The organism is Lysobacter sp. M15 (assembly GCF_022662515.1).
Taxonomy (GTDB): Bacteria; Pseudomonadota; Gammaproteobacteria; order Xanthomonadales; family Xanthomonadaceae; genus JAKPBU01.
The window spans coordinates 39815-66327 of sequence record NZ_JAKPBV010000001.1; the positions used below are offsets into that span (position 1 = coordinate 39815).

15 protein-coding genes are annotated in these 26513 nt (G+C 67.3%); 8 read left to right on the forward strand and 7 right to left on the reverse strand.

The window, feature by feature from the left end; translation table 11 throughout:
* Nucleotides 1–4: 4 nt before the first annotated feature.
* Nucleotides 5–1894, forward strand: coding sequence for a M48 family metallopeptidase (locus MC380_RS00185; protein WP_242162353.1), 1890 nt, complete (start codon nt 5–7; stop codon nt 1892–1894).
* A gap of 30 nt (nt 1895–1924) precedes the next feature.
* Here the strand turns inward: MC380_RS00185 and MC380_RS00190 are convergent, their stop codons facing one another.
* The 3 genes from MC380_RS00190 to MC380_RS00200 form a co-directional block, all read right to left on the reverse strand.
* Entirely contained in the window at nt 1925–10687 is an 8763-nt protein-coding gene (locus MC380_RS00190) for a glycoside hydrolase family 94 protein (protein ID WP_242162355.1), read from the reverse strand.
* Between the two features lie 436 nt (nt 10688–11123).
* Nucleotides 11124–12497: a S8 family serine peptidase gene (locus MC380_RS00195; RefSeq protein ID WP_242101284.1), complete on the reverse strand. Its 1374-nt coding sequence runs from the start codon at nt 12495–12497 to the stop codon at nt 11124–11126.
* Between the two features lie 166 nt (nt 12498–12663).
* A complete protein-coding gene (locus MC380_RS00200) occupies nt 12664–14283 on the reverse strand; it encodes a choline dehydrogenase (RefSeq protein ID WP_242162357.1) in 1620 nt (539 codons plus the stop codon).
* Between the two features lie 188 nt (nt 14284–14471).
* Between MC380_RS00200 and MC380_RS00205 the strand changes: the two genes are divergently transcribed.
* The 5 genes from MC380_RS00205 (at nt 14472) to MC380_RS00225 (ending at nt 18470) form a co-directional block, all read left to right on the forward strand.
* Nucleotides 14472–15797 carry an MFS transporter gene (locus MC380_RS00205; RefSeq protein ID WP_242162359.1) on the forward strand — a complete coding sequence of 442 codons (1326 nt, stop codon included), beginning with the start codon at nt 14472–14474 and terminating at the stop codon, nt 15795–15797.
* Nucleotides 15798–16000: 203 nt separating this feature from the next.
* On the forward strand, nt 16001–16594 hold the full coding sequence (locus tag MC380_RS00210; RefSeq protein ID WP_242162361.1) for a sigma-70 family RNA polymerase sigma factor: 594 nt from the start codon (nt 16001–16003) through the stop codon (nt 16592–16594).
* Nucleotides 16591–17100, forward strand: coding sequence for a hypothetical protein (locus MC380_RS00215; protein WP_242162362.1), 510 nt, complete (start codon nt 16591–16593; stop codon nt 17098–17100). The genes MC380_RS00210 and MC380_RS00215 overlap by 4 nt, the downstream gene beginning before the upstream one ends.
* A gap of 42 nt (nt 17101–17142) precedes the next feature.
* Nucleotides 17143–18048, forward strand: coding sequence for a DUF4097 family beta strand repeat-containing protein (locus MC380_RS00220; RefSeq protein ID WP_242162364.1), 906 nt, complete (start codon nt 17143–17145; stop codon nt 18046–18048).
* A 71-nt stretch (nt 18049–18119) separates the two neighbouring features.
* Nucleotides 18120–18470: a DUF1304 domain-containing protein gene (locus MC380_RS00225; protein WP_242162366.1), complete on the forward strand. Its 351-nt coding sequence runs from the start codon at nt 18120–18122 to the stop codon at nt 18468–18470.
* 42 nt (nt 18471–18512) lie between these two features.
* Here the strand turns inward: MC380_RS00225 and MC380_RS00230 are convergent, their stop codons facing one another.
* Nucleotides 18513–18995: a hotdog fold domain-containing protein gene (locus MC380_RS00230; RefSeq protein WP_242162368.1), complete on the reverse strand. Its 483-nt coding sequence runs from the start codon at nt 18993–18995 to the stop codon at nt 18513–18515.
* Between the two features lie 28 nt (nt 18996–19023).
* Entirely contained in the window at nt 19024–21504 is a 2481-nt protein-coding gene (locus tag MC380_RS00235; RefSeq protein WP_242162371.1) for an acyl-CoA dehydrogenase, read from the reverse strand.
* Nucleotides 21505–21733: 229 nt separating this feature from the next.
* Between MC380_RS00235 and MC380_RS00240 the strand changes: the two genes are divergently transcribed.
* Entirely contained in the window at nt 21734–22351 is a 618-nt protein-coding gene (locus MC380_RS00240) for a TetR/AcrR family transcriptional regulator (RefSeq protein ID WP_242101275.1), read from the forward strand.
* Nucleotides 22352–22361: 10 nt separating this feature from the next.
* Complete coding sequence (locus MC380_RS00245; protein ID WP_242162372.1) at nt 22362–24137, forward strand: phosphoenolpyruvate carboxykinase (GTP); 1776 nt, start codon at nt 22362–22364, stop codon at nt 24135–24137.
* A gap of 60 nt (nt 24138–24197) precedes the next feature.
* Here MC380_RS00245 and MC380_RS00250 read toward each other — a convergent pair whose 3' ends face one another.
* Together MC380_RS00250 and MC380_RS00255 are read right to left on the reverse strand one after the other, a co-directional pair.
* The gene (locus MC380_RS00250) at nt 24198–25301 is read right to left on the reverse strand and encodes a tetratricopeptide repeat protein (RefSeq protein WP_242162374.1); all 1104 of its coding nucleotides are present in this window, start codon (nt 25299–25301) and stop codon (nt 24198–24200) included.
* A 437-nt stretch (nt 25302–25738) separates the two neighbouring features.
* Nucleotides 25739–26269, reverse strand: a complete 531-nt coding sequence (locus MC380_RS00255) for a hypothetical protein (protein ID WP_242162376.1) — start codon at nt 26267–26269, stop codon at nt 25739–25741.
* Nucleotides 26270–26513: the final 244 nt, after the last annotated feature.

Consider the following 26513-nt stretch of genomic DNA (forward strand, 5'->3'; position numbering starts at 1 on the left):
TTACATGAATTTCTTCGAACGCCAGGCCGAGGCACGGCGCACGTCGGTGCGCCTGGTGGTGCTTTTCGCGCTGGCGGTGGCCGGCATCATCGCCGCGGTGGACCTGGCCGTTGCCGTCGTGTGGGGCACCAATCCGGGCGCGCTGCTGCTTGGCGGCATCGTGACCGCCGCGATCATCGGCATTGGCTCGCTCTACCGCATCGCCAGCCTGCGTGGAGGCGGCGAGCCGGTGGCGCTGCAGATGGGTGGCGTGCCCGTGCCCGAGGACACCCGCGATTTCGGCCTGCGCCGGCTGCGCAACGTGGTGGAGGAAATCGCGATCGCCTCGGGTGTGCCGGTGCCGAAGATCTACGTGCTGGAACACGAAGCGGCGATCAATGCCTTCGCCGCCGGCTACTCGCCATCCGATGCGGTGGTCGCAGTGACCCGCGGTGCGCTCGAGCGGCTCAATCGCGACGAACTGCAGGGCGTCGTCGCGCACGAGTTCAGCCATATCCTCAACGGCGACATGCGGCTGAACATCCGCCTGATCGGCGTGCTGTTCGGCATCCTCATGCTCGGCATCATCGGCCGCAAGATCCTCCAGCACGGCCGGGTCGGCGGCCGCGGCAGGGGCGCGGGAGCGATCGTGATCGCCGCGCTGATCGCGACCGTGGTCGGCTACGTCGGGCTGTTCTTCGGGCGCATGATCAAGGCCGGGGTCAGCCGCAGCCGCGAAACCCTGGCCGACGCCTCGGCGGTGCAATTCACCCGGCAGACGCAAGGTCTGGCCGGCGCGCTGAAGAAGATCGGCGGGGTGAACGAAGGCTCGCGCCTGGCCGATCGCGGCAACGCCGAGGAAGTCAGCCACATGCTGTTCGGCGACGGCGTCGGCTTTGCCGGGTGGTTCGCCACCCATCCTCCGCTGCTCAAGCGCATCCAGGCGCTGGAACCGCAGTTCCGCAGCGAGCAACTCGAACGCCTGCGCGCGCAGTGGTACGCATCGCCGCCCGACGGGCTCGACGAGGACCTGCGCATGGGCCTGCGCGGGCATGCTGCCGGAGCGCTGCCGGATTCCTCGGCCCAGGTCAGCGTGACCCCGCCGATGGTGGTGGCCCAGGTCGCGCATCCGAACAGCGACGACTACCGGCGCGCGGATGCGATTGCCGCGGGCGTCCCCGAGGCGCTGCGTGGACTCGCGAGCCGTCGCGACACGGTGGTTCCGCTGCTGCTCGGCCTGCTGCTGGCGAACGAGGGCAGGGTGCAGGACAAACAGGTCGCTGAGATCCGCGCGCGCCTGGACGTGTCGCTGGCGCAATACGCGCTGGAGATCCACCAGCAGCTGACCGCAGACCTGCATCCGATGCTGCGCCTGCCGCTGGCGGCGATGGCGTTCCCGGTGCTGCGGATGCGGCCCCGCCCGGAGCTGGACACCTTCATGGACACGGTGTTCGCCTTGGTGCATGCCGACAACCAAGTCTCGCTGTTCGAATATTGCTTGGGACGGCTGCTGCAGGTGCAGGTGCGCGAATCGCTGGACCCCGGCCGGTACACGCGCTTCGGCCGGCGCAGGCTCAACGACGTGCGCAGCGAGCTGGCCACCCTGCTATGCGTGGTGGCGCAGTCGGGTCACGACGGGGCCGACGCCGCCCGCCACGCCTATCTCGCCGGCATGCAGCGCGTACTGCCCAGCGATCATCTTCCGTACCAGCCGCGCCGCGAAGGCGTACTGGCATTGGACGCGGTGTGGGAACCACTGGATGCGCTCGATCCACTGGCCAAGCAGGCGCTGGTGGAAGGCCTGGTCGCAACCATCGGCCACGACGGCCGCGTTTCCATCGCCGAAGCCGAGCTGCTGCGCACCGTCTGTGGCGCGCTGCATTGCCCGCTGCCGCCGATGCTGGAGCGGACATAGCGACTGCGGGCAATGTACCGCTCCGGTGGACTAAGGGCGCTTCGCCGTCGAGTGGCCGAGCACGATGTCGACCTGATGCTCGCGCAGGTCGTCGACGAGCGCGATCTCGCCGAATGCGCATTCCTGCCCATCGAGGATGACCTGTGTCGCAGCCGCGTCGCGATCGCGGCGCACGTCGATCCGGTATGTGGTGTCCCCGTATCGGTACTGCATCCGGTAACCCGAGCACTCTGCGGGCAGACATGGTGCGATGCGCAGGAGATGGCCGGTCCGCTGCAGGCCGAGCAGGGATTCGACGACCAGGCGATACATCCATCCTGCCGACCCGGTGTACCAGGTCCAGCCGCCGCGCCCGACATGCGGCGCGACCGCATAGACGTCGGCCGCGACCACGTAGGGCTCCACCTTGTAGGTGGCGACTGCATCGGCATCCGCCGCGTGGTTGACCGGATTGATCATGCGCAGCAGCTCCCAGGCCTTGTCGCCATCGCCGATGCGCGCGAATGCCATGACGGCCCAGATGGCAGCATGGGTGTACTGGCCGCCGTTCTCGCGGACGCCGGGAAGGTAGCCGCGGATGTAGCCCGGGTCCTGCGCGGTCTTGTCGAAGGGCGGATCGAGCAACTGGATCAGACCAGCCTCGCGGCGCACCAGCCGCTGGTCCAGCGAGGCCAGGGCCTGGCGCGTGCGCTGCGGATCCCCGGCACCCGAAAGCACCGACCAGCTCTGGGCAATCGAATCGATGTTGCATTCGTCGCTTTCGCTCGACCCCAGCGGCGCACCGTTGTCGAACCATCCGCGCCGGTACCAGGCGCCATCCCATGCGTGGGCTTCAAGGTTGCTGCGCAGCGCGTCCGCGGCATCCTCGCAGGTCTCTGCGAACACGATCTCGCCGCGCGCGCGCGCCAGCGGCGCGAACCGGTTGAGGACCTCGAACAGGAAGAAGCCCAGCCACACGCTTTCCCCGCGCCCGCCCTCTCCGACCCGGTTCATGCCGTCGTTCCAGTCCCCGGTGGCGATCAGCGGCAGACCCCGCTCGCCCAACCGCGACATGCCGCGCTGCAGCGCGCGGACGCAGTGCCGGTACAGACTTTCGCGCAGCGCCGAGCGGGTGGGAAGGTCGTAATAGGACTCCTCGTCGGCCGCGACCGGCCGCCCCTCGATGTACGGCACGCGCTGATCCAGCACGCCGGCATCGCCGGTCACCTCGACATAGCGCGCCGCCGCCAGCGGCAGCCACAGAAAATCGTCCGAGCACCGCGTGCGCACGCCGCGGTCGAGCGGCGGATGCCACCAGTGCAGCACGTCGCCCTCGGGGAACTGGTGCGCCGCGGCGAGCAGCAGGTGCTCGCGCGCACGCGTCGGCTGCGCGTGCACCATGGCCATGGTGTCCTGCAGCTGGTCGCGGAAGCCGAAGGCGCCGCCCGACTGGTAGTAGCCGCTCCGCGCCAGGTAGCGGCACGCGATGGTCTGATAGAGCAGCCATCCGTTGGCGAGAACGTCGACCGCCGGGTCGGAGGTCTGCACCTGCACGGTGCCCAGGGTGCGTGTCCAGTGCAGGCGCACTGCGTCGAGCGCATCGTGCGCCGCCTCGCTACCGCGGCATCGCTTCGCGAGGGCGACGGCGTCGCCCCAATCCCGTCCCACCCCGAGCCGGAACACCGTTTCGAACGACTGCTCCGGGTCCAGGTCGACCGGCAGCTGGATCGCCGCGCACGGATCCAGACCGGGCCCGGTGCGGTTCGACAGCCGTTCGCGCAACAAGGCGGCCGGCGCCCGCAGCGTGCCGTTGCGGCCGAGGAACTCGGTCCGATCCCCGGTGAAGCTGCGCGCTCGCTGATGCACGTCGGCGTCCAGGAACGCCACGCGCTGCCCGAACTCGGCGTTGTAGGTATTGCGCGCGGTCAGCAGGTCGCTGTCGCCATCCACCTCGGTGATCAGGTACATGTGCGTGCGTCCATACAGATCGCCCAGGACCCATTCCACGTAAGCGGTGGCGGAGATCCGGCGCGGGCGCCCGGACCGGTTGCGCAGCTTGAGCACGCTGTATTTCACCGGTTCCTTCAGATCCACGTAGATCCACAGCTCGCTTTCGATGCCGTCTTCGACGTGTTCATAGACGCTGTAGCCGAAACCATGGCGGGTCCGGTACGCGCCGCTACCGCGCGCCGGGAGCGGCATCGGCGACCAGACGCGTCCGGTGTCCTCGTCGCGCAGATAGAACGCCTCACCTGAAGTGTCGCCGATCGGGTCGTTGTGCCAGGGCGTGAGACGGAACTCGTGCGCATTCTCGGACCAGGTATAGCCCGGTGTGCTGTCGCTGAGCACGCAGCCGAACTGCGCGTTCGCCAATACGTTGGACCAGGGTGCCGGAGTCGACTCGCCCGGCTCGTTGCGGATGATGTACTCGCGTCCGTTCGCGGAGAAGCCGCCCAGACCGTTGTCCAGGATCAGTTCGGCCGCGGCATGCTCGAACGGCCATGGATCTGCGTCGGCAACGTCAGGCACAGACGTGCGCGATCCGGCATTCGGGTCGACATGCGGCTCGGGCTGTGCAGCGAGGTCGTCCGGCGGCAGCGCTGTCGGCGCTGCGGCAGCGGAGAGCAGGGGCGGCAGCGCAGCCGGAGGGGATCGGCGCCCGACCTGTTCCGTCAGACTCCCGTTGTTGTCGGCGATGACCACCCTCGCCACTGATTGCAGCAGGATCCGGTCCTCCTGCGAGAGCTGCTGCGCCTGGCGCACGAAGATGCCACCCGGGCGGTCGATGACGTGCGCTTCCACCCCTGCGGCCACCAGTCCCATGATCTGGTCCTGCAGATGCTGGCGGTAGCCGGCGTGGTCTTCGTTCCAGATCACGAGGTCGACGGGCAGACCCTTGAGCCGCCAGTACGCATGCGCCTGGACCATCTGCCGGACCAGACCGATATTGGCGGCATCGGTAATGCGGACCAGCGCGATCGGGTGATCGCCGGAGATCGACTGTCCCCAAAGTCCCGACTGGCCGCGCCGGTTCTGCAGCAGCACCGTCGGCTCCGCGCGCAGCGCGGGATGCGAGAACAACATCATCCCGGCGAGGCGTTCGTACAGCTGCGCATCCGCCTCGCTCGCGTCGATCTGGCGACGCACCACCTGGTTGTGGGTCCATGCGAGGTCGAACACGCGGTCGGCGAGCCTGCGGTCGCGATACTTGTCGATCAGTTCGTCGCAGTCCGTGCGCGAATCGCCAACGCCCGTCACCATGTCGATGATCGCGGTCTGCCCCGGACCCAGGGTGATGCGGCAGCGAGCGGCGACGATCGGGTCGAGCACCGAACCTTCGGAGTTGGACAGCTGCGCTTCGCGCACCAGCGCATCCGGTTCACGCAAGGTGTTGCCACGACCGATGAAGCGCGCGCGGTCGGTTTCGTAGGAGATCGCGTCGATGTCGGCGCCGTGTACGGCCACGAGGTGGAACATCCATGGCACGGCATCGTCATGCGCGCGCGGCCGGCGCGTGCATACGATGGCCTGCTTGGCCGGCACCAGCGCGGTCTGCACGAAGAGGTTGCTGAAGGCGGGGTGCAGCTCGTCGGAGAGCGCGGATGCCAGCACGACTTCGGCATACGTAGTGACCTCGATGGTACGCGCGATCCGGCTGCGATTGGAGATGTGCAGCCTGCGCAGCTCGATCTCGTCCTCGGGCGAAACCGCGATTTCCAGATGCGATTCGTAGCCGCGGTGGCGGCCGCGGAATTCGGCTTTGGCATCCGAGAAGATCGCCTCGTATCCGGGCACGACCATGCCGATGGGTTGCAGCGCGGTCGACCAGAATTCGCCGCTGTCCACGTCGCGCAGGAAGCAGAACTGGCCCCATGCGTCGCGGGTGCCATCTTCGCGCCAGCGCGTGACCGCCATGTCGCCACGGCGGCTGTATCCGCCGCCGGCATTGGTCAGCATCACGTGGTAGCGGCCGTTGGACAGGATCTGTACGGCAGGTCGCACCGTGTCGGCGTTGCGGAAGACCCGCAACGGGGCGGTTTCGACCTCGCTGACCGGACCGGCGGTGGCGACTTCCGCCGAATGCGGATGGAACACGCCCGTGCGCGGGATGCGTTCCTGCAACAGCAGCAGGGTCGCGCGGAACTCCGGATCCTCCGCGAAGCGGCGCTGCATCGGCTGGTCGCGCAGCAGGTAGGCGAGGGCGAGCAACCCCATGCCCTGGTGATGGGCCATGTAGGAGCGCACCAGCGCGTAGCTCTGGCCGCGTGGCACGCGCGAGGGCGTGTAGTCGATCGCCTCGTACAGGCCGAGCCGTCCGCCGAACCCTTCCTGCCACAGCCGCTGCAGGTTCTGGCACGCCGCTTCGGGCGCCACCATCACCGCCATCATGCTGGCGTAGGGTGCGATCACCAGGTCCTGGGCGAGTCCACGCTTGAGTCCGAGCCCGGGCACGCCGAAAGCGCGGTACTGGTAGTTCATCCGCGCATCGACCAGGTTGTAGCCGGATTCGGAAATGCCCCACGGCACGTCGCGCTGGCGACCGTATTCCATCTGGCGTTCGACCGAATGCCGCGCCGTCTCGTCGAGCAGGGTGCCGGGATAGCTGGGCATCACCAGCTGCGGCATCAGGTACTCGAACATGGACCCGCTCCACGAAAGCAGGGTCGGCGCGCCGTCGACTTCGGTCAGCAGGCGTCCCAGCGCGAACCAGCTCTCCTGCGGCAGTTGCCCCTGCGCGATGGCGACGAAGTTGCCGAGGCGGGCCTCGGAGGCGAGCAGGTCGTAGTAGCCCGCGTCGAGGCGCTGTTCGTCCACGTTGTAGCCGATCGAGAGCAGGTGGCGCGTGACGTCGTACAGGAAGCGGTGGTCCATCTGCGCGCACTGGCCGGCCACGTGCGCCAGCCGCTCGAGTTCGCGGATGCGCGCGCGCGCAGGTGAGGCTTCCGGTCCGTCCAGGCGGGCGAGCTGTTGCAGGGTCGGGATGCCTGGGCCGAGACCTGCGGGAGGGTGTGGCGCCGGGTTCGCCAGCCATGGTGCCAGGTGCAGGACATCGGCACTGAACGCGGTGCATTGCGAGGCCAGGGCCTGTGCCCAGTACCACGCTTCTTCCTGGGCCGCGGGCATTGCCTCGGCGATCGCTTCGGCATGCGCCTGCAGCGCAGCCAGCGCCCGCATGACCTCATTGGCGCCTACCGGCCGCTGCAGGCACGCCGCCTCCAGTACCTGCGCGAATCCCGCGATGGCATCGTCTGGCGCTCCAGGCAGCGCCGTTTCGCGCACCAGCCCGAACGTGTCGGACAGGCCACGGAACACGTCGTGGCTGATCACCGGCGCTGTACGCATCGCCAGCAGTCCCTGGCGAAGGGTGAGCAGGTGGGCCGCGAGGTTGCCGCTGTCCACCGCCGAGACATAGCGCGGCGGCAATGGCGCGAGGGTCTGGGTGTCGTACCAGTTGAGGAAATGCCCGCGGTGACGCTGCAGCTTTTCCAGCGTGGCCAGCGCATTGGCGCTGCGCCGCATCGCCGCACCTGCGGGCAGGTAGCCGAAGTCGAATGCGGCCAGGTCGGCCAGCAGCGACAGGCCGATGTTGGTCGGCGACGTGCGCCGCGCCACCAGCAGGGTAGGGTGTTCCTGCACGTTGTCGGGCGGCAGCCAGTGGTCGTCCGCGGTGACATGGGTTTCGAAGAACGCCCACGTGCGGCGTGCCAGCCGACCGAGGAAACGCTGCTGCGCGTCGTCCAGCAATGCATGCGCGCGCGGGCGGGGCCGCCCGAGCCACCACATCAACGGCGGCGAGATCAGCCACAGCGCCAGGACCGGGGCGGCGACCCACAGGGCGTCCGGCCGCATCCATGCGAGCCAGCCTGCGACCGCCGAACCGAAGGCAGGCGCGAACCACATCGTCCGCAGCGATCCGGCCAGCGAATCGCCCAGCGTGCGCTCGACCTCGCTCGACGGACTCCACTGCAGCAGCCGGCGCCGAACGACTGCCATCCGCCACACCGTGCGCGCGATGGCATCCAGGCTGAAGAACGCCTCGTAGGGCAGGCAGGCGATGACCAGCGGGGCCGTCGCCACGTTGCGGCCAGCCGACCTCGCTGCGTGCCGCAGATGCGCTCCGAGCGGGATGTCGGCGGGATGGTTGGCCAGGTCGATCAGCGAGGCCAGCAGCGGTGGTACCAGCACGATCGCCAGCAGCCACGCCGTCCATGCCAGCGGATCGGCCGCGAAGGCCCAGCCAACGACCAGCAGCGTCGTCAGCGAAGCCGGCACCAGACTGCGTCGCAGGTTGTCGAAGATCTTGCCGCGCGAAAGCAGCGACAGCGGATTGCGCTCGCGGCGGCGGCCCGGCGCGCGGCCGGCAGCGACGTGCGCCCCGTCCGCATCCGCTGGACGCCGGAGCGGCACACTCGGCAGCAGCCACGGCAGCAGCTGCCAGTCGCCGCGGATCCACCGGTGGCGGCGCTTCACATCGACCGCATAGCGTGAGGGATAGTCCTCGTAGAGCTGTACGTCGCTCACCAGGCCCGCACGCGTGTAACAACCCTCGAGCAGGTCATGGCTGAGGATCCGGTTGTCCGGCATCCGGCCTTCCAGCGCATGCTCGAAGGCATCCACGTCGTAGATGCCCTTGCCGACGAACGAACCTTCGCCGAAGAGGTCCTGGTAGACGTCCGATACCGCGCGCGTGTAGGGATCGATGCCCGGCTCGCTACCGTACAGGCTGGCGTAGAGGGAACGGCGTTGGCCGCTCATGCTCACGCCGACGCGCGGCTGCAGGATGCCGTAACCGCGGGTGACGATGCGGCGGCGTTCGTCGAAGCGGGCACGGTTGAGGGGATGCGCCAGGGTGCCGACCAGTTCGCGCGCGACATCGCGCGGAAGCTGGGTGTCGGTATCCAGGGTGATCACGTAGCGCACGTTGCCGAGCACTTCGGTGTTGCCGGCGGTGCGCAGGAACAGGGGGTGTCCGTGTTGGTCGCGCCGCGATCCGCGCAGATATGCGTTGAGCGCCCCGAGCTTGCCGCGCTTGCGCTCGGATCCCATCCATACTCCTTCGCGCGGATTCCACTCGCGTGCGCGGTGGAACAGGAAGAACCGATCGCTGTGCTCCGGCGCGTAGCGTGTATTGAGCGAGGCGATACCCTGCTCGGCGGCGAGCAGCACCGCCGCGTCTTCGGGAAGGACTTCCGCGTCGGCATCGAAGAAGTCGCTGAGCAGGGCGAAGTGCAGGTTGTCGTCGCGATTGGCGAGGAAGCGCACCTCCAGGGCCTCGAGCAGCGCTTCGACGCCTTCGACGCTGCCGACCAGGGTGGGCACAGCGACCAGGGTGCGCATCTGCGCGGGGATGCCCGCGCTGAAGTCGAGCCGGGGCAATGCCCGAGGCGGCATGAACATCGTCGCAGCGCGGTTGACGAGCGCGACTGCCAGGTCGCTGTACGCCACCACCGCCAGTACCGCCACCAGCCACAGCCAGCCCGCGCCCAGCGCCGTAGGTGCCTGCGTGAACAGTCCCAGCGTGCACAGCGCCACGATCACAACGCCCGGTGCGATGTAGGCCAACAACGGCACGCGGCGCGCGGTGCGGCGGATTCTCGGCAACGCGCCGCGCAGGCCCAGGGCCTGCTCGATCGCCGGCCGGCCGTCGTCGATCAGGTAATAGCCCACATGTGCGGCCAGATCGTCCTTTCCGGCAAGGGCCGCGCGCGCCTGCGCGAATTCCACCACCTTTTCGGCTACCGCAATTTCGCTCAGTCCGCCCCGGCGCGCGATCCGCTCGACGATGTGCCGGTAGTGGTCGCGGGTGGCGAAATCCATTTCGCCGTGGGTGCCGGAAGGATCCTGGCGCAGCGTCTGTTCGACCACGCTCAGGGTTTCGACGAATTCACGCCAATCCATCGTCGCGAGGAACCGCAGGCTGCCGATGGTATTGCTCATCGACACCTGTGCCGCCGCCTGCTGCTGGTTTTCGCCCTGGACGAGCTGTTCGATGCTCTGGTCGAAATCGTCCAGCCACTGCTCCACCCAGGTGAGCGGCAACGCAAGCGCGGCGCTCTTGCCCTGCAGGCGGCGCGCGAACTCGGCGACGAACGAACTGGTGCGGGGCGGTTCGGAGCGCACCATGTCCGCAATCACCAGCACGAGCGATTTGGGATCGCTCTCCGCGGCCGCGGTCAACCGGTCCGCCCACAGGTCGGCCTGGTTGCGGTCGTGGCGATCGTCGATCAGGCGCACGGCGATCCGCCGCAGATTTTCGATCAGGGCGAGCCGCAGCATGATCGGCACCGCCCACAATTCGCCCAGGGTGAGCGGTGTCACCGTCTGGTAAGCGGTCAGGTAACGGCTCAGCCCGGGGGCATCGACCCGCCCATCGCCGTGGGAAATGGCATTGAGCGCGATGTCGTAGACGCGCGGCAGGCCGGACATGTTCTCGTTGGCAAGCTGCGGAAGTTCGCGGCTGTAACGGGGCGGCAAGTGCCGGCGCGCCATGCCGATCTGCTCTTCGATCAGATAGTAGTTGTCGAGCAGCCACTCACCTGCGGGCGTGAGGCTGCGGCCGGACTGCACCGCGCCGGTGAGCAGGCCCGAGGCACGGTCGAGCACCAGCGCGTTGTCGGCCAGCCGCGCCAGCAGCTGGTCGCGCGCGGTGTCCTCGCGCAGGCAGTGGGATTTGGCCAACGCACGGCCGTGCCGCTGCATCTGCTCGGCGCTGAACAGCTGGGAGCGCAGCGGGGGTTCCTGACGATCCCCCTCCTCGGGCAGCGTCAGCCGCCTCAGGAACCGGCGCAGGCCACGCGTCAGGGAAAGCGGCATCAGGGTGGTCGGCAGGATCGGACCCTGGATGGTAGTGGACGCGCGCGCTCGTCCGGTGAAGCCGCCTGGTTGGGGTCACGAGAGCAGACGTCTCGTGAGATCACCCAATGCCATCGAACTCGATGTCCACAGCCTGAAACACGCATGTCGGGGCTGCCAACGCCAGGCGGTGTGCGCCCGGAGCGGCGCAGGATGCGGGTTTTTGGACAGTTGCGAGGCCGTGCTGGCGAAGTGCTCCGTGAGCAGGTGGCCCAACGGGATCGACAGGGAGTGGACGGTCACCCGATATGGGATGACGTACGAAGTCGCGTCAGTCTTTCGCAAAAATGCCCGGTGTCGAGCGCAGTGGGTTACGGAATGCCGAGCTCCGCGCGGCTTGGCGCATAAACGAAACCGCCCGGCTTGCGCCGGGCGGTCGTTCATCGAGCGGTCCCACTCAGGGCGTGTTGGCGAGCGCGGCTTCCGCAGTGAGGATGCCGGCACCGGTGGCATCGGCGCCCCAGCAGGTCTGCGTGGCCGGTCCCGATGGCTGGGAAAGCATCGCGCAGCCGGCAGGCAGCGCGATCGCCGACGCCTCCATCAGGCCTTCGACGTCGGATTGCACCAGGTCGGGCGATTTCTGCAGCATCAGCGCGGCGATGCCCGCCACGTGTGGCGCGGCCATCGAGGTGCCGCTGAGGTAGTAATACGACGTCTGGCCGCTGTTGACCTGATAGGGGCCGACGACCCACGAGCCCGGCGCGGCGACGTCCAGGTCCTGTCCGGTCTTGGCGCGGCTGGAGAAGCCGGCGATATGGAAATCGGAGGCCGTCGTGGGATCGGCGACATCGTCGGCGTTCCACCAGTTGCCCGGATTGCCGTCGCTGCCCGGCTTCCACTGCCCGTTCCAGCCACTGGCGGCGACCGAGATCACCGGCGCGTACGCGCCCGGATAGCCCATGCCCGCGGTGCCGGAGTTGCCGGCGGAGGCAACGATCACCACGCCCTTGCCGATGGCATAGTCGATCGCGGCCTTCTCCACCGCATCCAGGCGCGAACCGCCCAAGCTCATGTTGATCACCACCGGCCATTGGCCCAGTGCGCCGTCGGCTTTCAGGTCGGCGACATAGACGATGCCTCGCGCGATGACCGACGACCAGCCCGACCCATTCTGGTTGAGCACCTTGACCGGGATCACGCGTGCGCCCGGTGCCACGCCGTTGACGCTGGTGCCGCCGAGGTTGTAGCCCAGGATGCTGCTGGTGACATGGGTGCCGTGCGAGTTCTGGTCGTGTTCCCATTTGTTGGTGGGGTCGGACACGTTGCCCGCCTCGCCGCCGCCGCCGCCAAAGGCCTTGGCGAATTCGGTGGCGATGCGTTGCTGCGGGAAGTACTGGCGCCAGCTGTCGAGCAGGCCGGTATCCAGGACCGCAACGTAGACGCCGCTGCCGTCGTAGGGCGTCACGCGGCCGGCAACGCCGCGGTTGGTGACGTCGACCGCATCCAGGTCCCAGGTATTGATGCCATTGCTGAAATTGGTTGCCGAGACCGTGTCCACCGGCGCACCGTTGCGCACGGCGTCCGGACTGGCGGCGACGACGAACGGAAGCGTGCGGATGGTTGCCAGGCCCGCTTCGGTTGTGCGCACGGTCACCGCATCGATCTCGACCACGACATCACGCACGGTGCCGTAGCTGCCGAGCTTGGCGAGGATCGCAGGCGTGGCATCGGTATTGAGCAGCACGTTCACGCCGATCTGCTTGTTGCTGGCGGCGTGGGCGCCGAAGGAAAGTGCGGACAACAGGGAGAAGCTCAGGATGGATCGGATCACGGCATAAGCCTCATGGCGGAGAGCGGGGAGCCGATTTTGCGCCAGATTAGTCACAGGAAAACGGTTCTCGACCAAGCGCCATAAAGGTTCGTGATCAGCCGCTCCGTATTCAGTTTCGCTGGCTGCAAGCGGGAACGATCGGCGGCCATTCGCCTCGCTGAACCGGTCAGGATGGGTTGCGGATCAGGTGTGCGGCGCGCTCGGCGATCATGATCGTGGGAGCATTGGTGTTGCCACCGATCAGGGTCGGCATCACCGAGGCGTCAACTACGCGCAGGCCTTCCACGCCGCGTACCCGCAGTTGCGGGTCGACGACCGACTCATCATCGCCGCCCATGCGGCAGCTGCCGACCGGGTGATACACAGTTTCGGCCTTGGCGCGGATGAACTCGACCAGCTCGTCGTCGCTCAGATCGTTGCGGGCGGGGAAGATCGGCGCGCCGCGGTACGGATCGAAGGCCTTCTGTGCGAATATCTCGCGCGAGACCTTGGCGCATTCGACCATCATCCGCAGGTCGAAGCCTTCCGCATCGCTGAGGTAGTTGGCCTCGATCCGGGGCCTGTCGCTGCCCCGGTTGCTGACCAGGGAGATGCGCCCGCGGCTGCGCGGCCGCAGGAAGCAGGCGTGCAGGGTGTAGCCGTCGCCGCGCAGGCGGTGGCGGCCGTGGTCGTCGAGCATCGCCGGTACGAAATGGAACTGGATGTCGGCGCGCTGGTCCGGCGCCAGGCGCGAGCGCACGAAGCCACCGGCCTCGGCGATGTTGCTGGTCCCCGGGCCGCGGCGGCCGCGCAGGTAGTAGTCGAACGCGATCTTCAGGTCGCTGACGCGGTCGTAGCTCACGCCGCGCGCGCAGTGCTGCAGGGTGCAGATGTCGAGGTGGTCCTGCAGGTTGCGGCCCACGTTGGGCGAAGCTGCGATCACGGGGATCCGGTGGCGGGCGAGTTCGTCGGTAGGGCCGATGCCCGAGAGCATCAGCAGTTGCGGCGAGTTGATCGCGCCCCCGCAGGCGATCACTTCCCGCACGGCTTCCTGGTGGAAGGCCTGGCCGAGCATCGAATAGGTCACGCCGTTGGCGCGGCGGCCGTTCTCGAAGGTGATGCGGTTGACCAGTGCACCGGTGTGGACGGTCAGATTGGGCCGCTGCCTGACCTCGGGACCGAGGTAGGCGGTCGCAGCCGAACAGCGCGCGCCGTCGCGCTGGGTGACCTGGTACAGGCCGACACCGTGCTGCCGGGGTCCGTTGAAGTCGGCATTGTGCGCGGAGCCCGCCTGTGTTCCCGCCTCGATGAAGGCATGGGAGAGCGGGTTGACGTAGCGCAGGTCGGACACCGTGAGCGGACCTTCGCCGCCATGCAGCGCATCGAATTCACGCTCATCCTGAGCCTGTCGAAGGACGCGCTGGTTGCCTTCGCTGCGCTTGAACCATGGCAGTACGCTTTCCCAGTCCCAGCCGTCGGCACCCTGGGCGGCCCATTCGTCGTAATCCTGCGGCACGCCACGGATGTAGCACATGGCGTTGATCGAACTCGAACCGCCCAGCACCTTGCCCCGTGGCCACCACAGGGTACGGTTGTCCAGCTGGGGCTCGGGCGCGGTGTGGTAATCCCAGTTCACGCCCTTCTTGCCGACCAGCTTGGCCAGGCCGGCAGGCATGTGGATAAAGGGGTGGCGGTCGCGCGGGCCGGCTTCGAGCAGCAGCACCTTGCAGTCGGGGTCTTCGGACAGGCGGTTGGCGAGCACGCAGCCGGCCGAGCCGGCGCCGATGATGATGTAGTCGAAAGCCACTGCTGACCTGTTCCGGAAGCGCCGTCGGGCGAAGGTAGGCGGCGAGGGTAGAGCAAATGCTCCGGCGCGGAGGCAGCGCGCTTCCTGGATGGGGCGGTGAGCAGCGAACGGCGCCGGGCATCGTGCGCGTCATGGCGACGGACATCCCGATCGGCTACCGTGCCCGCTGCACATGAGGCGGGCACGGCATGGAACCATCGACCGGAAAACGGGTGCAGGGTGGCGAATGGCGCGCTGCGAGCTGGTCGTTCCTGGCCTTCTTCTGCGTGCTGGCCGCCTATTACATGCTGCGCCCGGTGCGCGAGCAGCTCTCCGCCGCGGTGGGTTCCACCCAATTGCCCTGGTTCTTCGCCGCCTCGTTTGCCGCCATGCTGGTGCTCACGCCGCTATTCGCCTGGCTGGTGTCGCGCTTTCCGCGGCGGATCGTAGTGCCGCTGGTCTATCTGTTCTTCATCGGCTGCCTGGTCAGCTTCCTGCCGCTGTTCGCCAACGCCGATGTGCTCAGCCCGCGCACCCTGGGGATCGTGTTCTTCGTCTGGCTGAGCGTGTTCAACCTGTTCGTGGTCTCGGTGTTCTGGAGCTTCATGGCGGACATCTGGAACGCCGAACAGGCGCGCCGCCTGTTCCCGCTGATCGGCATCGGCGGCGTAGCCGGGGCGATCGCCGGGCCCTTGCTCACCCGCGGCCTGGTGGAAATGATCGGCGTTTCGGCGCTGCTGCTGGTGTCGGCCAGTCTGCTGGGCGTGGCGCTGGCCTGCGTACTGGTGCTGGGGCGGTGGGTGCAGCGACACGGCGCCAAGGGCGAGCAGGCACAGCAGGGTACGCCGCTCGGCGGCGGCATGTTCGACGGGCTCAAGCAGATCTTCGCCGACCCGTTCATGCGCGCCATGGCAGTGCTGATGGTCCTGGGCGATGCGATCGGCACGGTGGCTTACGTGCTGATCGCCGATTACTCGGGGGCCACGTTCGACAATGCGGTGGACCGTACCCGCTTCGCCGCGACCATCGATCTGGCCACCAATGGCCTGCAGATCGTGGTCCAGCTCACCCTGACCCGCTGGATGCTGATGCGCTATGGCGCCGGTCCGGTGATCGCCACCTGGGCCGCGGCAGGGATCGCTGCCTGCCTGGCAATGGCGCTGTCCGCAGATCCGCATGCACAGGCCATTGTGGTGCCCTTCGTCGGCGCCTTCCCCTGGGTGGCATTGGTCATGATCGTCACCCGCGGCCTGGCCTACGGCATGGTCATGCCCGCCCGCGAGAGCCTGTACACCCGGGTGCCGCGTGAGCTGCGCTACAAGGGCAAGAACGCGGTGGATACCGCCGTGTGGCGTGCGGGCGACGTGGTCTGCGCGCTGTCGATCAATGCACTGCGCGCGCTGGGGGTGACGGTAGGCGGCTTCGGCGTGGTGGGGGCGATGGCGCTTGCCGCAGCCGGGGTGGTCGGCGTCCGCCTGGCGCGCAGGGTCGAGGGGCGCACCGCGCCCGGTGGCGGGACAGCGGCCGTCGCGTGATCGGCTGGCGGCGCGTGCGCCTGGGGCAGCCCGGGTGCGGACGCGCTGGCAGACGCGGTGACCGGTCTGGCGGGTCGCGGTTCCGTGGTGGAACCGGCGCGCCTGGGTCGTAGCGGAATGTGGGAGCAGGTGGGCGATCGCAGGCATGGCGTCCCCGGGGCACGCGGTTAAACCTTGCGGGGTCTCTCCGCATCACAAGGACTATGCTGACTCTCGCCGTGACCACCTGGCCCGCCGACACCGACGCCCCGCAGGGCGCCGACGATCCCGACAACGCCCTGGCCCGGCTGGCCTCTGCAGGCGACATGTCTGCCTTCGAAGCGCTGTACCGGCGTCATACCGGTCGCGTGCATGGCGTCATCGCGCGCTTGGTGGGCGGCGCCAGCGCACGGGCCGAGGATCTCACCCAGGAAGCCTTCGTGCGCGCCTGGCAGGCGCTGCCGGGCTATCGGTTCGAAAGCCGCTTCTCCACCTGGCTGCACAAGCTGGCGGTGAACACCGCGCTCATGGAACTGCGTTCGCGCCGCAGCCGGCCGCAGCAGGACGATGGCGAGGATGTCTTCGACGCCCTCGGCAGCGCCGACTCGGCCGGCCATGCCACCGCGCTGGGCCTGGACCTGGAGCGCGCCGTCGCCACGTTGCCGCCGCGCGCCCGCGCGGTGCTGGTGCTGCACGACGTGGAAGGCTGGAAGCACGAGGAAATCGCCAACGAGCTCGGCATGGCGGTCGGCAGTTCCAAGGCACAGCTGCATCGCGCGCGCGGCCTGCTGCGCGCCAGACTGGAAGCACACGCATGAACACCAATCACAACGACCAGGAACTCCTGTGGCAGCTGCGCGGCCTGCGCCGCGAGACCATGCCCACGAACGATCTGTGGCCCGGCATCGCCGCGCGCATCGCGCAGCACGGCAGGCCATCCGGCGATGCCGGCAACGTGGTGCCGCTGCGCCGCCGCGGCGCGCGACTGGCGCCGTTTGCGCTGGCCGCCTCGCTGGTGCTGGCAGTCGGCGTGGCCTGGCAGCAGCGTCCGGATTTCGGCGCCCGACAAGTCGACCCGACCGGTCGCCTGATCCACCGGGAAGCCGATGCGCTCACCCGCGAATACGATGCCGCACTGCGAGAGCTGCAGGCCGCCGGCACGCCGTCCGCGCCGGCTGGCAACGCCTTGCAGCAGCTCGACCAGAGTGCCGCGCAGATCCGCACCGCGTTGACGCGCGATCCCGATGCGCGCTTCCTGCTCGACCAGCTGCGCCGCACCTACGAAAAACGCCTGGAACTCACCCAGCGCGCCACCTTGAGTTGACGCGCCTTGAGCGCCGACCCGCCCGATTTCCGGAGAACCGACATGATCCGCTTCCACCTGCTCGCCATGGCCCTGCTGGCCGGCATTGCCGCCCCGGCCTTCGCGGTCACGCCCATCAACCAGACCCGGCCGCTGGATGCGCGTGGCAAGGTCGAGATCGAAAACGTCAAAGGCCGCATCGAGGTGCATGCCTGGAACCGCAACGAGGTGCAGGTGACCGGCACGCTCGGTGACGGCGTGGAGAAGCTCGAGATCGACGGCGATCGCGGCAACCTGCGGGTCAAGGCCAAGTATCCCGAGCGCGGCGGCTGGGGCCGCAACGACCGGACCGGCCCGACCACGCTGATCCTGCAGGTTCCGCTACAGGCATCGCTCGACATCGAATCGGTCGCGGCTGACGTGCATGTCGACGGCGTGGCCCCGCCGCAGCTGGATATCCAGAGCGTCAGCGGCGACATCGTGTTCGCCGGCGCGCCTGGTGCTGCCGACATCGACAGCGTCAGCGGCAACCAGACCCTGACGCTTAATTCGGACGGGGACGTCAGCAGCGAGAGCGTGAGCGGCGATGTCACGTTGCGCGGCCGCCTCAAGGGCGCCCTGGATCTTGAGACCGTTTCGGGCAACGTCGAGGTGGACAGTCGCGGCGAAGCGGTGCGTCGCCTCTCGGCCAGCAGCGTGTCCGGCGACATCGGTGCGCGGGTCGGCCTGGCCAATGGCGGCGAGATTCGCGGCGAAACCGTCAGCGGAAACTTCAGCCTGCACATGCCGCGCGCGCTGTCCGCCGAAGTCGAGGTCGAAAGCTTCAGCGGCAGTCTCAAGGCGCCCGGCGCAAAGGTCGACAAGGAAGAGTTCGGCCCCGGGTCCAGCCTGCGGACCCGCTACGGCAGCGGCGCCGGCGAGATCCGGGTGGAAACCTTCTCAGGCGATTTCACCCTTTCCCTGGACTGAGCGCCGGGAAAATGCCTGTCCATGTGCCCGCCGCGTACACTCGCGGCGGGCCTTCGCGTTCTGGGGAATCCATGTCAGTCGTCGCCACCGTGCTGACCCTGCTGGTCGCGCTGCTGCACCTGTACTTCCTGGTCCTGGAAATGTTCCTGTGGACTCGGCCGCTGGGATTGAAGACTTTCCGCAATACACGCGAGAAGGCGGAAGCCACCCGCGTGCTTGCGGCCAACCAGGGGCTCTACAACGGTTTTCTCGCGGTGGGTCTGCTGTACGGGATCGCGACCGGCGCGCGCGAGTTCGTGCTGTTCTTCCTGGCCTGCGTCCTGGTCGCCGGTGTTTACGGCGCGATGACCGTGAACCGGCGGATCTTCTTCGTGCAGGGGTTGCCTGCACTGTTGGCGATTGCGGCCTGGCAAATCGTGTAGCGTCCACGCAGGCCGGACGATCGCGATGCGCGCATGGCGCGGCTATCTGGCGCCGGGCGACGGCTTCGGCGATACCCACATCGCGATGCGAGCCTGGAACACGGCCTCGCCCTGGGTATTGGTCACGTCCACCCGCACCGGTAGCGCATAGCCGATTTCCGATGCAGTCGGAGCAAACTCCGGCGTGGCGACCGCACGCATCGTTCCCATCGCTTTCTTCAGATATTCGACCGTCATCCCTTTCGGGATCCAGCGCATCGAAGCCGGAAGGCTGACTTCCGTCGTCAAACCGCCGATGAACTCGGCCAGGTTGCACAACGCGATCGCGTGCACGCTGCCGATATGGTTGGTCACACGGCGTCGGTGCCGCAGCGTCGCCACGCCGCAACCGGGTTCGAGCGATTCGATGCGCGGGGCGATGGTGGCGAAGTAGGGCGCCTTCAGGCAGATTAGGCGCGAGAACAGCCAGCGGCCGGCCGGATTGCGGGCAAGGCGGTTGTAGAGCGTCAGGACCGAAGCCGGCACTGGCGTTTCCCGCGCGATGGGCCGGGAATCAGGCTGCCGCCCGCGGCGCGCGCGCGCCTTCGCCGTACAGGTCGCGGTAGCCGGCCGAACGCAGTTCTTCCGTATCGAAGTCATCCACGGTGATCGCGTCCAGGGTGATCTCGCGCAGCTCTTCGAGCTGCTTGCGCTCATCGGCGGTGATCCAGCCTTCCTTCACTCCTTCGTCGAGCTGGGCGGTGAACTCCCAGGCCTCGATGTCGCTGTTCTTCAGCGCCTTGAGGAACTTGCGCTCGACCGGGTCGGCGAGGATGACCTTGGGCAGATAGCTGTTGATGCGGCCGGCGGGATTGTGCGCGGTCGGCGCGATGAACACGCCTTCGGCCAGGCGGTCGCGCGCGTCGCAGGGCGTCATCAGCAGCGAGGCGGCGCGATGGCCCAGGCGATCGCTGGGTGCTTGTGCGCGACGACCCCAGGGAAAGATCACCAGCCATAGCAGCCAGCCGACCGGACGGATCGGGAAGTTGCGCAGCGCGCCCGACAGGGCCGTTTCGATCTTGTTGACCGCGTCGTGGAAGGCCCAGGCCAGCAAAGGCTGGTCGCCCACGGGTGCGCCCTCGTCCTGGTAGCGCTTGAGCATGGCGCTGGCGATGTACAGCTGGCTGAGCACATCGCCCAGGCGCCCGGACAGCGATTCCTTGAACTTGAGCTTGCCGCCGAGCAGCAACATCGAGGTGTCGGCCATCACCGACAGCGCGGCCGAATAGCGGTTGAGCTTGCGGAAGAACCGGCGGGTGTAGTCGTCGCCGGGCGCGGCGCCGAGCTTGGAACTGGTCAAACCATACCACCAGCTGCGTACTGCGTTGCTGATCGCGTAACCGATATGGCCGAACAGGTTGCAGTCGAATTCGTCGATCCGCTGCTTTGGGTCGGCGAGTTGCGCGGCCTTCATCTCCTTGAGCACCCACGGGTGGCACAGGATCGCGCCCTGGCCGAAGATCATCAGGCTGCGGGTCATGATGTTGGCGCCTTCCACCGTGATCGCGATCGGCGAAGCCTGCCAGGCGCGCCCGGCGAAATTGCGCGGTCCCAGGATGATTCCCTTGCCGCCGAGGATGTCCATCATGTCCACGGCGACTTCGCGCCCCATCTGGGTGCAGTGGTATTTGGCGATGGTCGAGGGAACCGCCGGGTTCTCGCCGCGCGCCACGGCGGCCGCCGTTGCCTGCGACAGCGCGCTGATCGCGTAGGCCTTGCCGGCGATGCGTGCGAGCGCTTCCTCCACGCCCTCGAAGCGGCCCACGGACAGGCCGAACTGCTTGCGGATGCGCGCATAGGCGCCCACCACGACCGCGCCGATCTTGGAGCCGCCGCTGGCGGTCGAGGGCAGGGTGATCGAGCGCCCGATCGACAGGCATTCCATCAGCATCTGCCAGCCGTGGCCGGCCTTCTCGCGTCCGCCGATGAGCTGGCTGAGCGGAATGAAGATGCCCTTGCCACGGATCGGCCCGTTCTGGAACGGCGAGTTGAGCGGAAAGTGGCGGCGCCCGATGTCCAGGCCGGAAACATCACGCGGCACCAACGCCAGCGAAATGCCGATGTCGCGCTTGTCGCCAAGCAGCCCGTCCGGGTCGTACATTCGGAACGCCACGCCGATCAGCGTCGCTACCGGCGCCAGGGTGATGTAACGCTTGTTGAGCGTGAGCCGGAAGCCGAGCGTTTCCTCGCCGTTCCACACGCCCTTGCAGACGATGCCGTAGTCCGGGATCGACGTTGCATCCGAGCCGGCGAACGGCCCGGTCAGGGCGAAGCACGGGACCTCGCGCCCGTCCGCCAGGCGCGGCAGGTAGTGGCGCTTCTGTTCCTCGGTGCCGTAATGCATCAGTAGCTCGGCCGGCCCGAGTGAATTGGGCACGCCGACGGTGGAACTCACCACGGTCGAGATCGACGCGAGTTTCTGGATGACCTTGTGGTTCATCAGAGCCGAGAAGCCCAGGCCGCCGTATTCCTTCGGGATATTGAGTCCGAAGAACTTGTTGCGCTTCACGTAATCCCACAGTTCGGGCGGCAGGTCGGCGCGCACGTGGGTGATGTCCCAGTCATCGACCATGCGGCACAGCTCTTCGCACGGACCGTCCAGATAGGCCTGTTCCTCCGCCGTCAGTTGCGGCTTGGGTAGCGTGAGCAGCTTGTCCCAGTCGGGTTTGCCCGAGAACAGTTCGCCCTCGAAACCGACCGTGCCCGATTCCAGCGCGGTGCGCTCGGTATCCGACAAGGGCGGAAGCAGTCGGGTATAGAACTTGAGCAGCGGCGCGGTGATCATCGGCTTGCGCAGGAAAGGCAGCAGCAGCGGGATCGCGATCAGCGCGACGATGACCGCCGCCGCCAGCGTGGCGGTCGGATCCGCACCCAGGAACCAGCAGACGGTCAGCAGCAGCAAGGTCAGGGCTGCCCAGAGCCACAGGCGCAGGCGGTGATAAGCGGCGAACGCGCCGGCGAACAGGAAGGCCAGGAACGGGATCGCGACGCTCATTGGAAGCTCCGGCTGGCCGTGGCGCGGCCAGGAACACGTAGGAATGGACTATAGGCGGGGCGGCCCCTGCACCGGCAACCCGTACCATACGTAGCAGTATGGGCAGGCGCGCGCGCGCCTGTCAATCACGCGTTTGAATCGCGTTGCGCACCGCAACATACGGATTTGTAAGCGTTTTCAGTGACTTCGATACTGTAGGGGACACGGGCGTATGGTTACACTGGGTGCCATGACTGTTGCCGCTGCAACCAAAGCCGAGCGCCACGGCCGCCTGAGCGCAGAAGACTGGGCCCAGGCCGCCCTGGACCTGATCGCCGAGCAGGGTGTCGCTGCGGTCGCGGTCGAGCCGCTCGCGCGACGCCTGGGCGTGACCAAGGGAAGCTTCTATTGGCACTTTCCATCGCGCGATGCGCTGCTCCAGGCCGCGCTGGAACGCTGGGAGGCAGTCGAGCAGGAAATGGTGTTCGGCAAGCTCGAAGCCGTATCGGATCCGCGCGAACGCCTGCGCGCGCTGTTCCAGCTGGTCGCGCATGAATTCAAGTCGCACATCGTCTACAGCGAACTGCTCAAGGCGCTCGACCACCCGACCGTGAGTCCGGTGATCGGCCGGGTCTCCCAACGCCGCTTCGACTGGCTGGCCGCGTCGTTCCGCCAGGCTGGGCTGAGCCGCACCGACGCCCAACACCGCGCCCGCCTTGCATATGCGGCGTACGTCGGCTTCCTCCAGCTCAACATGCAGCTGCACCAGCAGCGCCTGCAGCATGACGAGTTCGAAGGCTACGTCGACCATGTCATGAGCACCCTGATTCCCAATGATGCGCCAGCGGATTCCGCGGCGCAGCCATGAGGTTCCCCGCATGAACGCGATCCGCAAACCTTCCTCACCGACCGCGCTGGAGACCTTGAACGCGTGGGTTGCGGAAGTGGCTGCCTTGACCCGGCCCGACCGCATCCACTGGTGCGACGGCACCCGGGCCGAATACGACAGCCTTGTCGCGCAGATGCAGGCCGACGACACCTTGCTGGCGCTCAACGCCGACACACATCCGGGTTGCTGGTTGCATCGCTCGGACCCGGACGACGTGGCACGCGTCGAGCATCTCACCTACGTCTGCACGCCCGAGCGCGAGGACGCCGGTCCCAACAACCATTGGATGGCGCCGGATTCGGCCCACGCCAAGATGGACGCGCTGTTCGACGGCTGCATGCGCGGGCGCACGATGTACGTGGTCCCGTACTGCATGGGACCGATCGACTCGCCGATCTCGCGCTGCGGCGTGGAGATCACCGATTCGCCCTACGTGGTGGCCAACATGCGGATCATGACCCGCATGGGCGATGCGGCGCTGGCGAGGATCGAGCGCGAGGGCGGCGCGTTCGTGAAGGGCCTGCACTCGATCGGCGAACTCGATCCGGAGCGCCGCTTCATCATGCATTTCCCGGAAGAGCTGACGATCAAGTCGTTTGGCTCGGGCTACGGCGGCAATGCCCTGCTCGGCAAGAAATGCCACGCCCTGCGCATCGCCTCGCACCAGGCGCGCAGCGAAGGCTGGCTGGCCGAGCACATGCTGATCGTCGGCATCGAGAACCCGCAGGGTGAAACCCACTACATCGCGGCCGCCTTCCCCAGCGCCTGCGGCAAGACCAACCTGGCGATGCTCATCCCGCCAGAGTCCTTCCGCGAGGCGGGCTGGAAGGTCTGGACCATCGGCGACGACATCTGCTGGATGCGGCCCGGTCCCGATGGCCGCTTGTACGCGATCAATCCGGAAGCGGGCTTTTTCGGCGTCGCGCCCGGAACCAGTGCGAACTCGAATCCCAATGCATTGACCACCATCGGCCGCGACACGATCTATACCAATGTCGCCGTAACCCACGACGAACAGCCGTGGTGGGAAGGGCTCGACGACCGGACCCCGGCGCAGGACTGGCGTGGCCGCGACTTCGACCCGGCCAACGGTCCGGCGGCGCATCCGAACTCGCGTTTCACGGTCAGCGCGGCGCAGTGCCCGAGCTATTCCCCGCGTGCCGAGGATCCGCAGGGCGTGCCGATTTCCGCGATCGTGTTCGGGGGCCGCCGCGCGTCGCTGGTGCCGCTAGTGTTCGAAGCGCGCGACTGGACCCACGGCGTGCTGGTCGGCGCGGCGATGGGTTCGGAAACCACCGCGGCGGCCACCGGCCAGGTGGGCGTGGTCCGCCGCGATCCAATGGCGATGAAGCCCTTCTGCGGCTACAACTTCGCCGACTACTTCGCCCACTGGCTCTCGTTCGACCAGCCGGCTGCGCGGTTGCCGAAGATCTTCCACGTCAACTGGTTCCGCAAGGGCAGCGACGGCAGGTTCCTGTGGCCGGGCTTCGGCGACAATCTGCGAGTGCTGGAATGGATCATCGGCCGCGTGCAGGGCCAGGCCGGTGGGCAGGAGGCGCCGATCGGCATCATGCCGCGTCCCTGCGATCTGAATCTTGACGGCATCGAGTTGTCCGACGAGGCCGAATCGAGTCTGTTCGGAATCGATCGGGCGAGTTGGGTCCGGGAGTTCGAGGCGATCAGCGCTGGCCTGGAGGAGTACGGCCCGCGCATGCCGGAGGCGTTGCGCGAAGAGGCGCGCCGCATCCAATCCGCGTTGGGGTGAGGCCGTCGGCAGACCGCATCGCCAGCGCGACGTCTATGCGCGTGAAGGGCGGGCGATGCGTTAATGCATCAGGGATGCGTGGCTGCGTCGCAGTTGTTCGAGTTTCGCCTGGTACATGTGGCCCTGGTCGCCGGCGACGTCACGTGCCCGCACCAGTGCGTCTGCGGCCCGCCGGGTGTCGCCCAGGTGCGCGTACGAACGCGCCAACCCGTAGTAAACGAAGTGATCCCTTGCCTTGAGCCTGATCGCGCGGCGGAAGTGCTCAACCGCAGCAGCATAGTTGTGGCTCTTCTCGTAGCTCAGCGCGAGGATGATCTGGTGGAAGGGATCCCTGCGCTGCACTTCATAGAGCCGCCGTTCGAATTCGGCCCGACGCCGATCGTCGCCCGCTTGACGGTACAGATTGACCAGGTTCGACAAAGCCGGCGCGTGCTTCTTGTTGCGTTCCAGAGCGGCCAGATAGGCACGCTCGGCTTCCTGCAGGGAACCCTCGCGCATGTGCAGGACGCCGAGATTGCTCCATGCGCCCACGAATTCGGGTTCCATCCGGATGGCCATGGCCATGTGCAGGCCCGCGGCCGGCAATTGTCCCTGGCCCATCAGCTCGGCGCCGCGATTGTTGTAGAAATGCGCAAGTGCGCGCTCATCGGAGATCGCCCGCTGGGTGCCGCGGATGCTCACCACGCTCCGGTCGATGTCGACGGTCTTGCGCGCGCGCCCGACCTTCACAGCGACGTTGACATGCCCGTTGCCATACAGCACGCCGTCACCCTGCCAAGCCAGCACGTGGTCGGTTTCCTGCACGTGGGCATCGATGCCAGCACGCCGCGCCAGCGCGACGAACATGAGCGAGAACGACAGGCAGTTGGCCTTGCGGTCGGTGAACGCCTCGCTGATGGTGCGGGTCCGGCTGCCATCGTATTCGAGGGCGAGGCCTTGCGGACCGAACAGCAGGTCCACAAGCTTGTCCAGCCGCCGCTCGTGCGAAGTGGTCGTCCGGATGACGCGTTCGCGCACCAGCGCCTCGAGTTCGGGCGGGATGGCCACGATGGTTGCGGGATCTGGGGGCGTTGCCGCCGCGGGCTGCTCGACCTGGGCCCACACGGGGGTCACCGTGGCCAGCGCCAGCAGCACGGCCACCATCGATAATCTGGACAGCTTCATAGGAACCAGCCTGCGCACCCTTTGGCGCGCGAATCAGGTGTGACTACGCCTACCCGGCAGGCGGATGCTGCTCCGGAATTTCCCGTCTTTCAAGGTCCACTTGGCACGTTTCTGCGCGGTCGTGGGGGCGGAAGCCATGATCGTTCCGGTGGCGGCGCGCATCCCACCGCGCGGCGATGGTGCACCGCACGAAGCGTGCTGTTGGGATGACGGACTCCAGGCGGCGGCCTGCGCATTGTGCGCTCTATGCGGCAACCATCGAATTATTCAGGAGAGGACGCAAGGCGCGCGTCAGAGGCGCTTTGCGCGCCTTCATTCCAACTCACGTACCAGCGCTGCCAGACACGCTGACAGCGCTGGTTAGCCTGCGTTTAAGCACCCATCCTTTCGACGGATCGGGATCGTCCTGTGTTCAGGGTGAAACCGCTCGCGCGGTTTCAGTTACAGGAGGATGTTTCTCCCGGCACACAGCTGGGATTCTGCGTGCTGCGGGTTGCCTCCTTCGCAGCCGCGGCGCGCGCATCGGATTGTTCCTTGGTCAGGCATTCGGTCGTATGCAGCCGGGTACCGGCGAGCTGACGACGCTTGCAGACCATCCGTGTGCGATCCTCACCCGAGGTGATGCCCGCGATGGTTTCCTGGGCGTTGTAGACGGTGACGCGTTCGGCCGAGTTTAGATCGTTGAGATTGTTGCGCCCAGAGACCAGTCGCTCGATCTCTCGTTCGGCTGCCTCAAGGCGGCGGATATCGTGAGAACTGATCTTGCCGTTCTTTCCCGATTTTGCGGCGGCGACCTTTTCGCGCTGGTTGGCCAGGTACCGCGCCGGATCCCCGATCTTCGCCACTTGTGCGTCGGCAGCCTGCTGCTGATCCACCGGAGAGGTGGAAGCAGATGCGCCGGCTTGCGACGCCATACCGATGGCCAAGGCCATGCCGACCCAGGCCACCTTCCAAGAAACTGCCTTCATGCCCCTGCTCCACATTGATTGGTTGGTTACGTGGAGAATAGTCCTCCTGCGGCCTTGGAGATTTCAAGTGCCTGGGGGCCTCTCCGAGGAGTTTCACCTCCGTTACAGTGATAAGAGGCCCGGTCCACCCCTTTCCGGTTCAGGCGCTCCGATTGTGCAGAGGCGCTCCAGGACAGCTCGGTCTCTATCGCAATCGGACCGGGACCTGCTTTTGCTCAGAGCCTCCTGCCTTCGAACTCCTTTT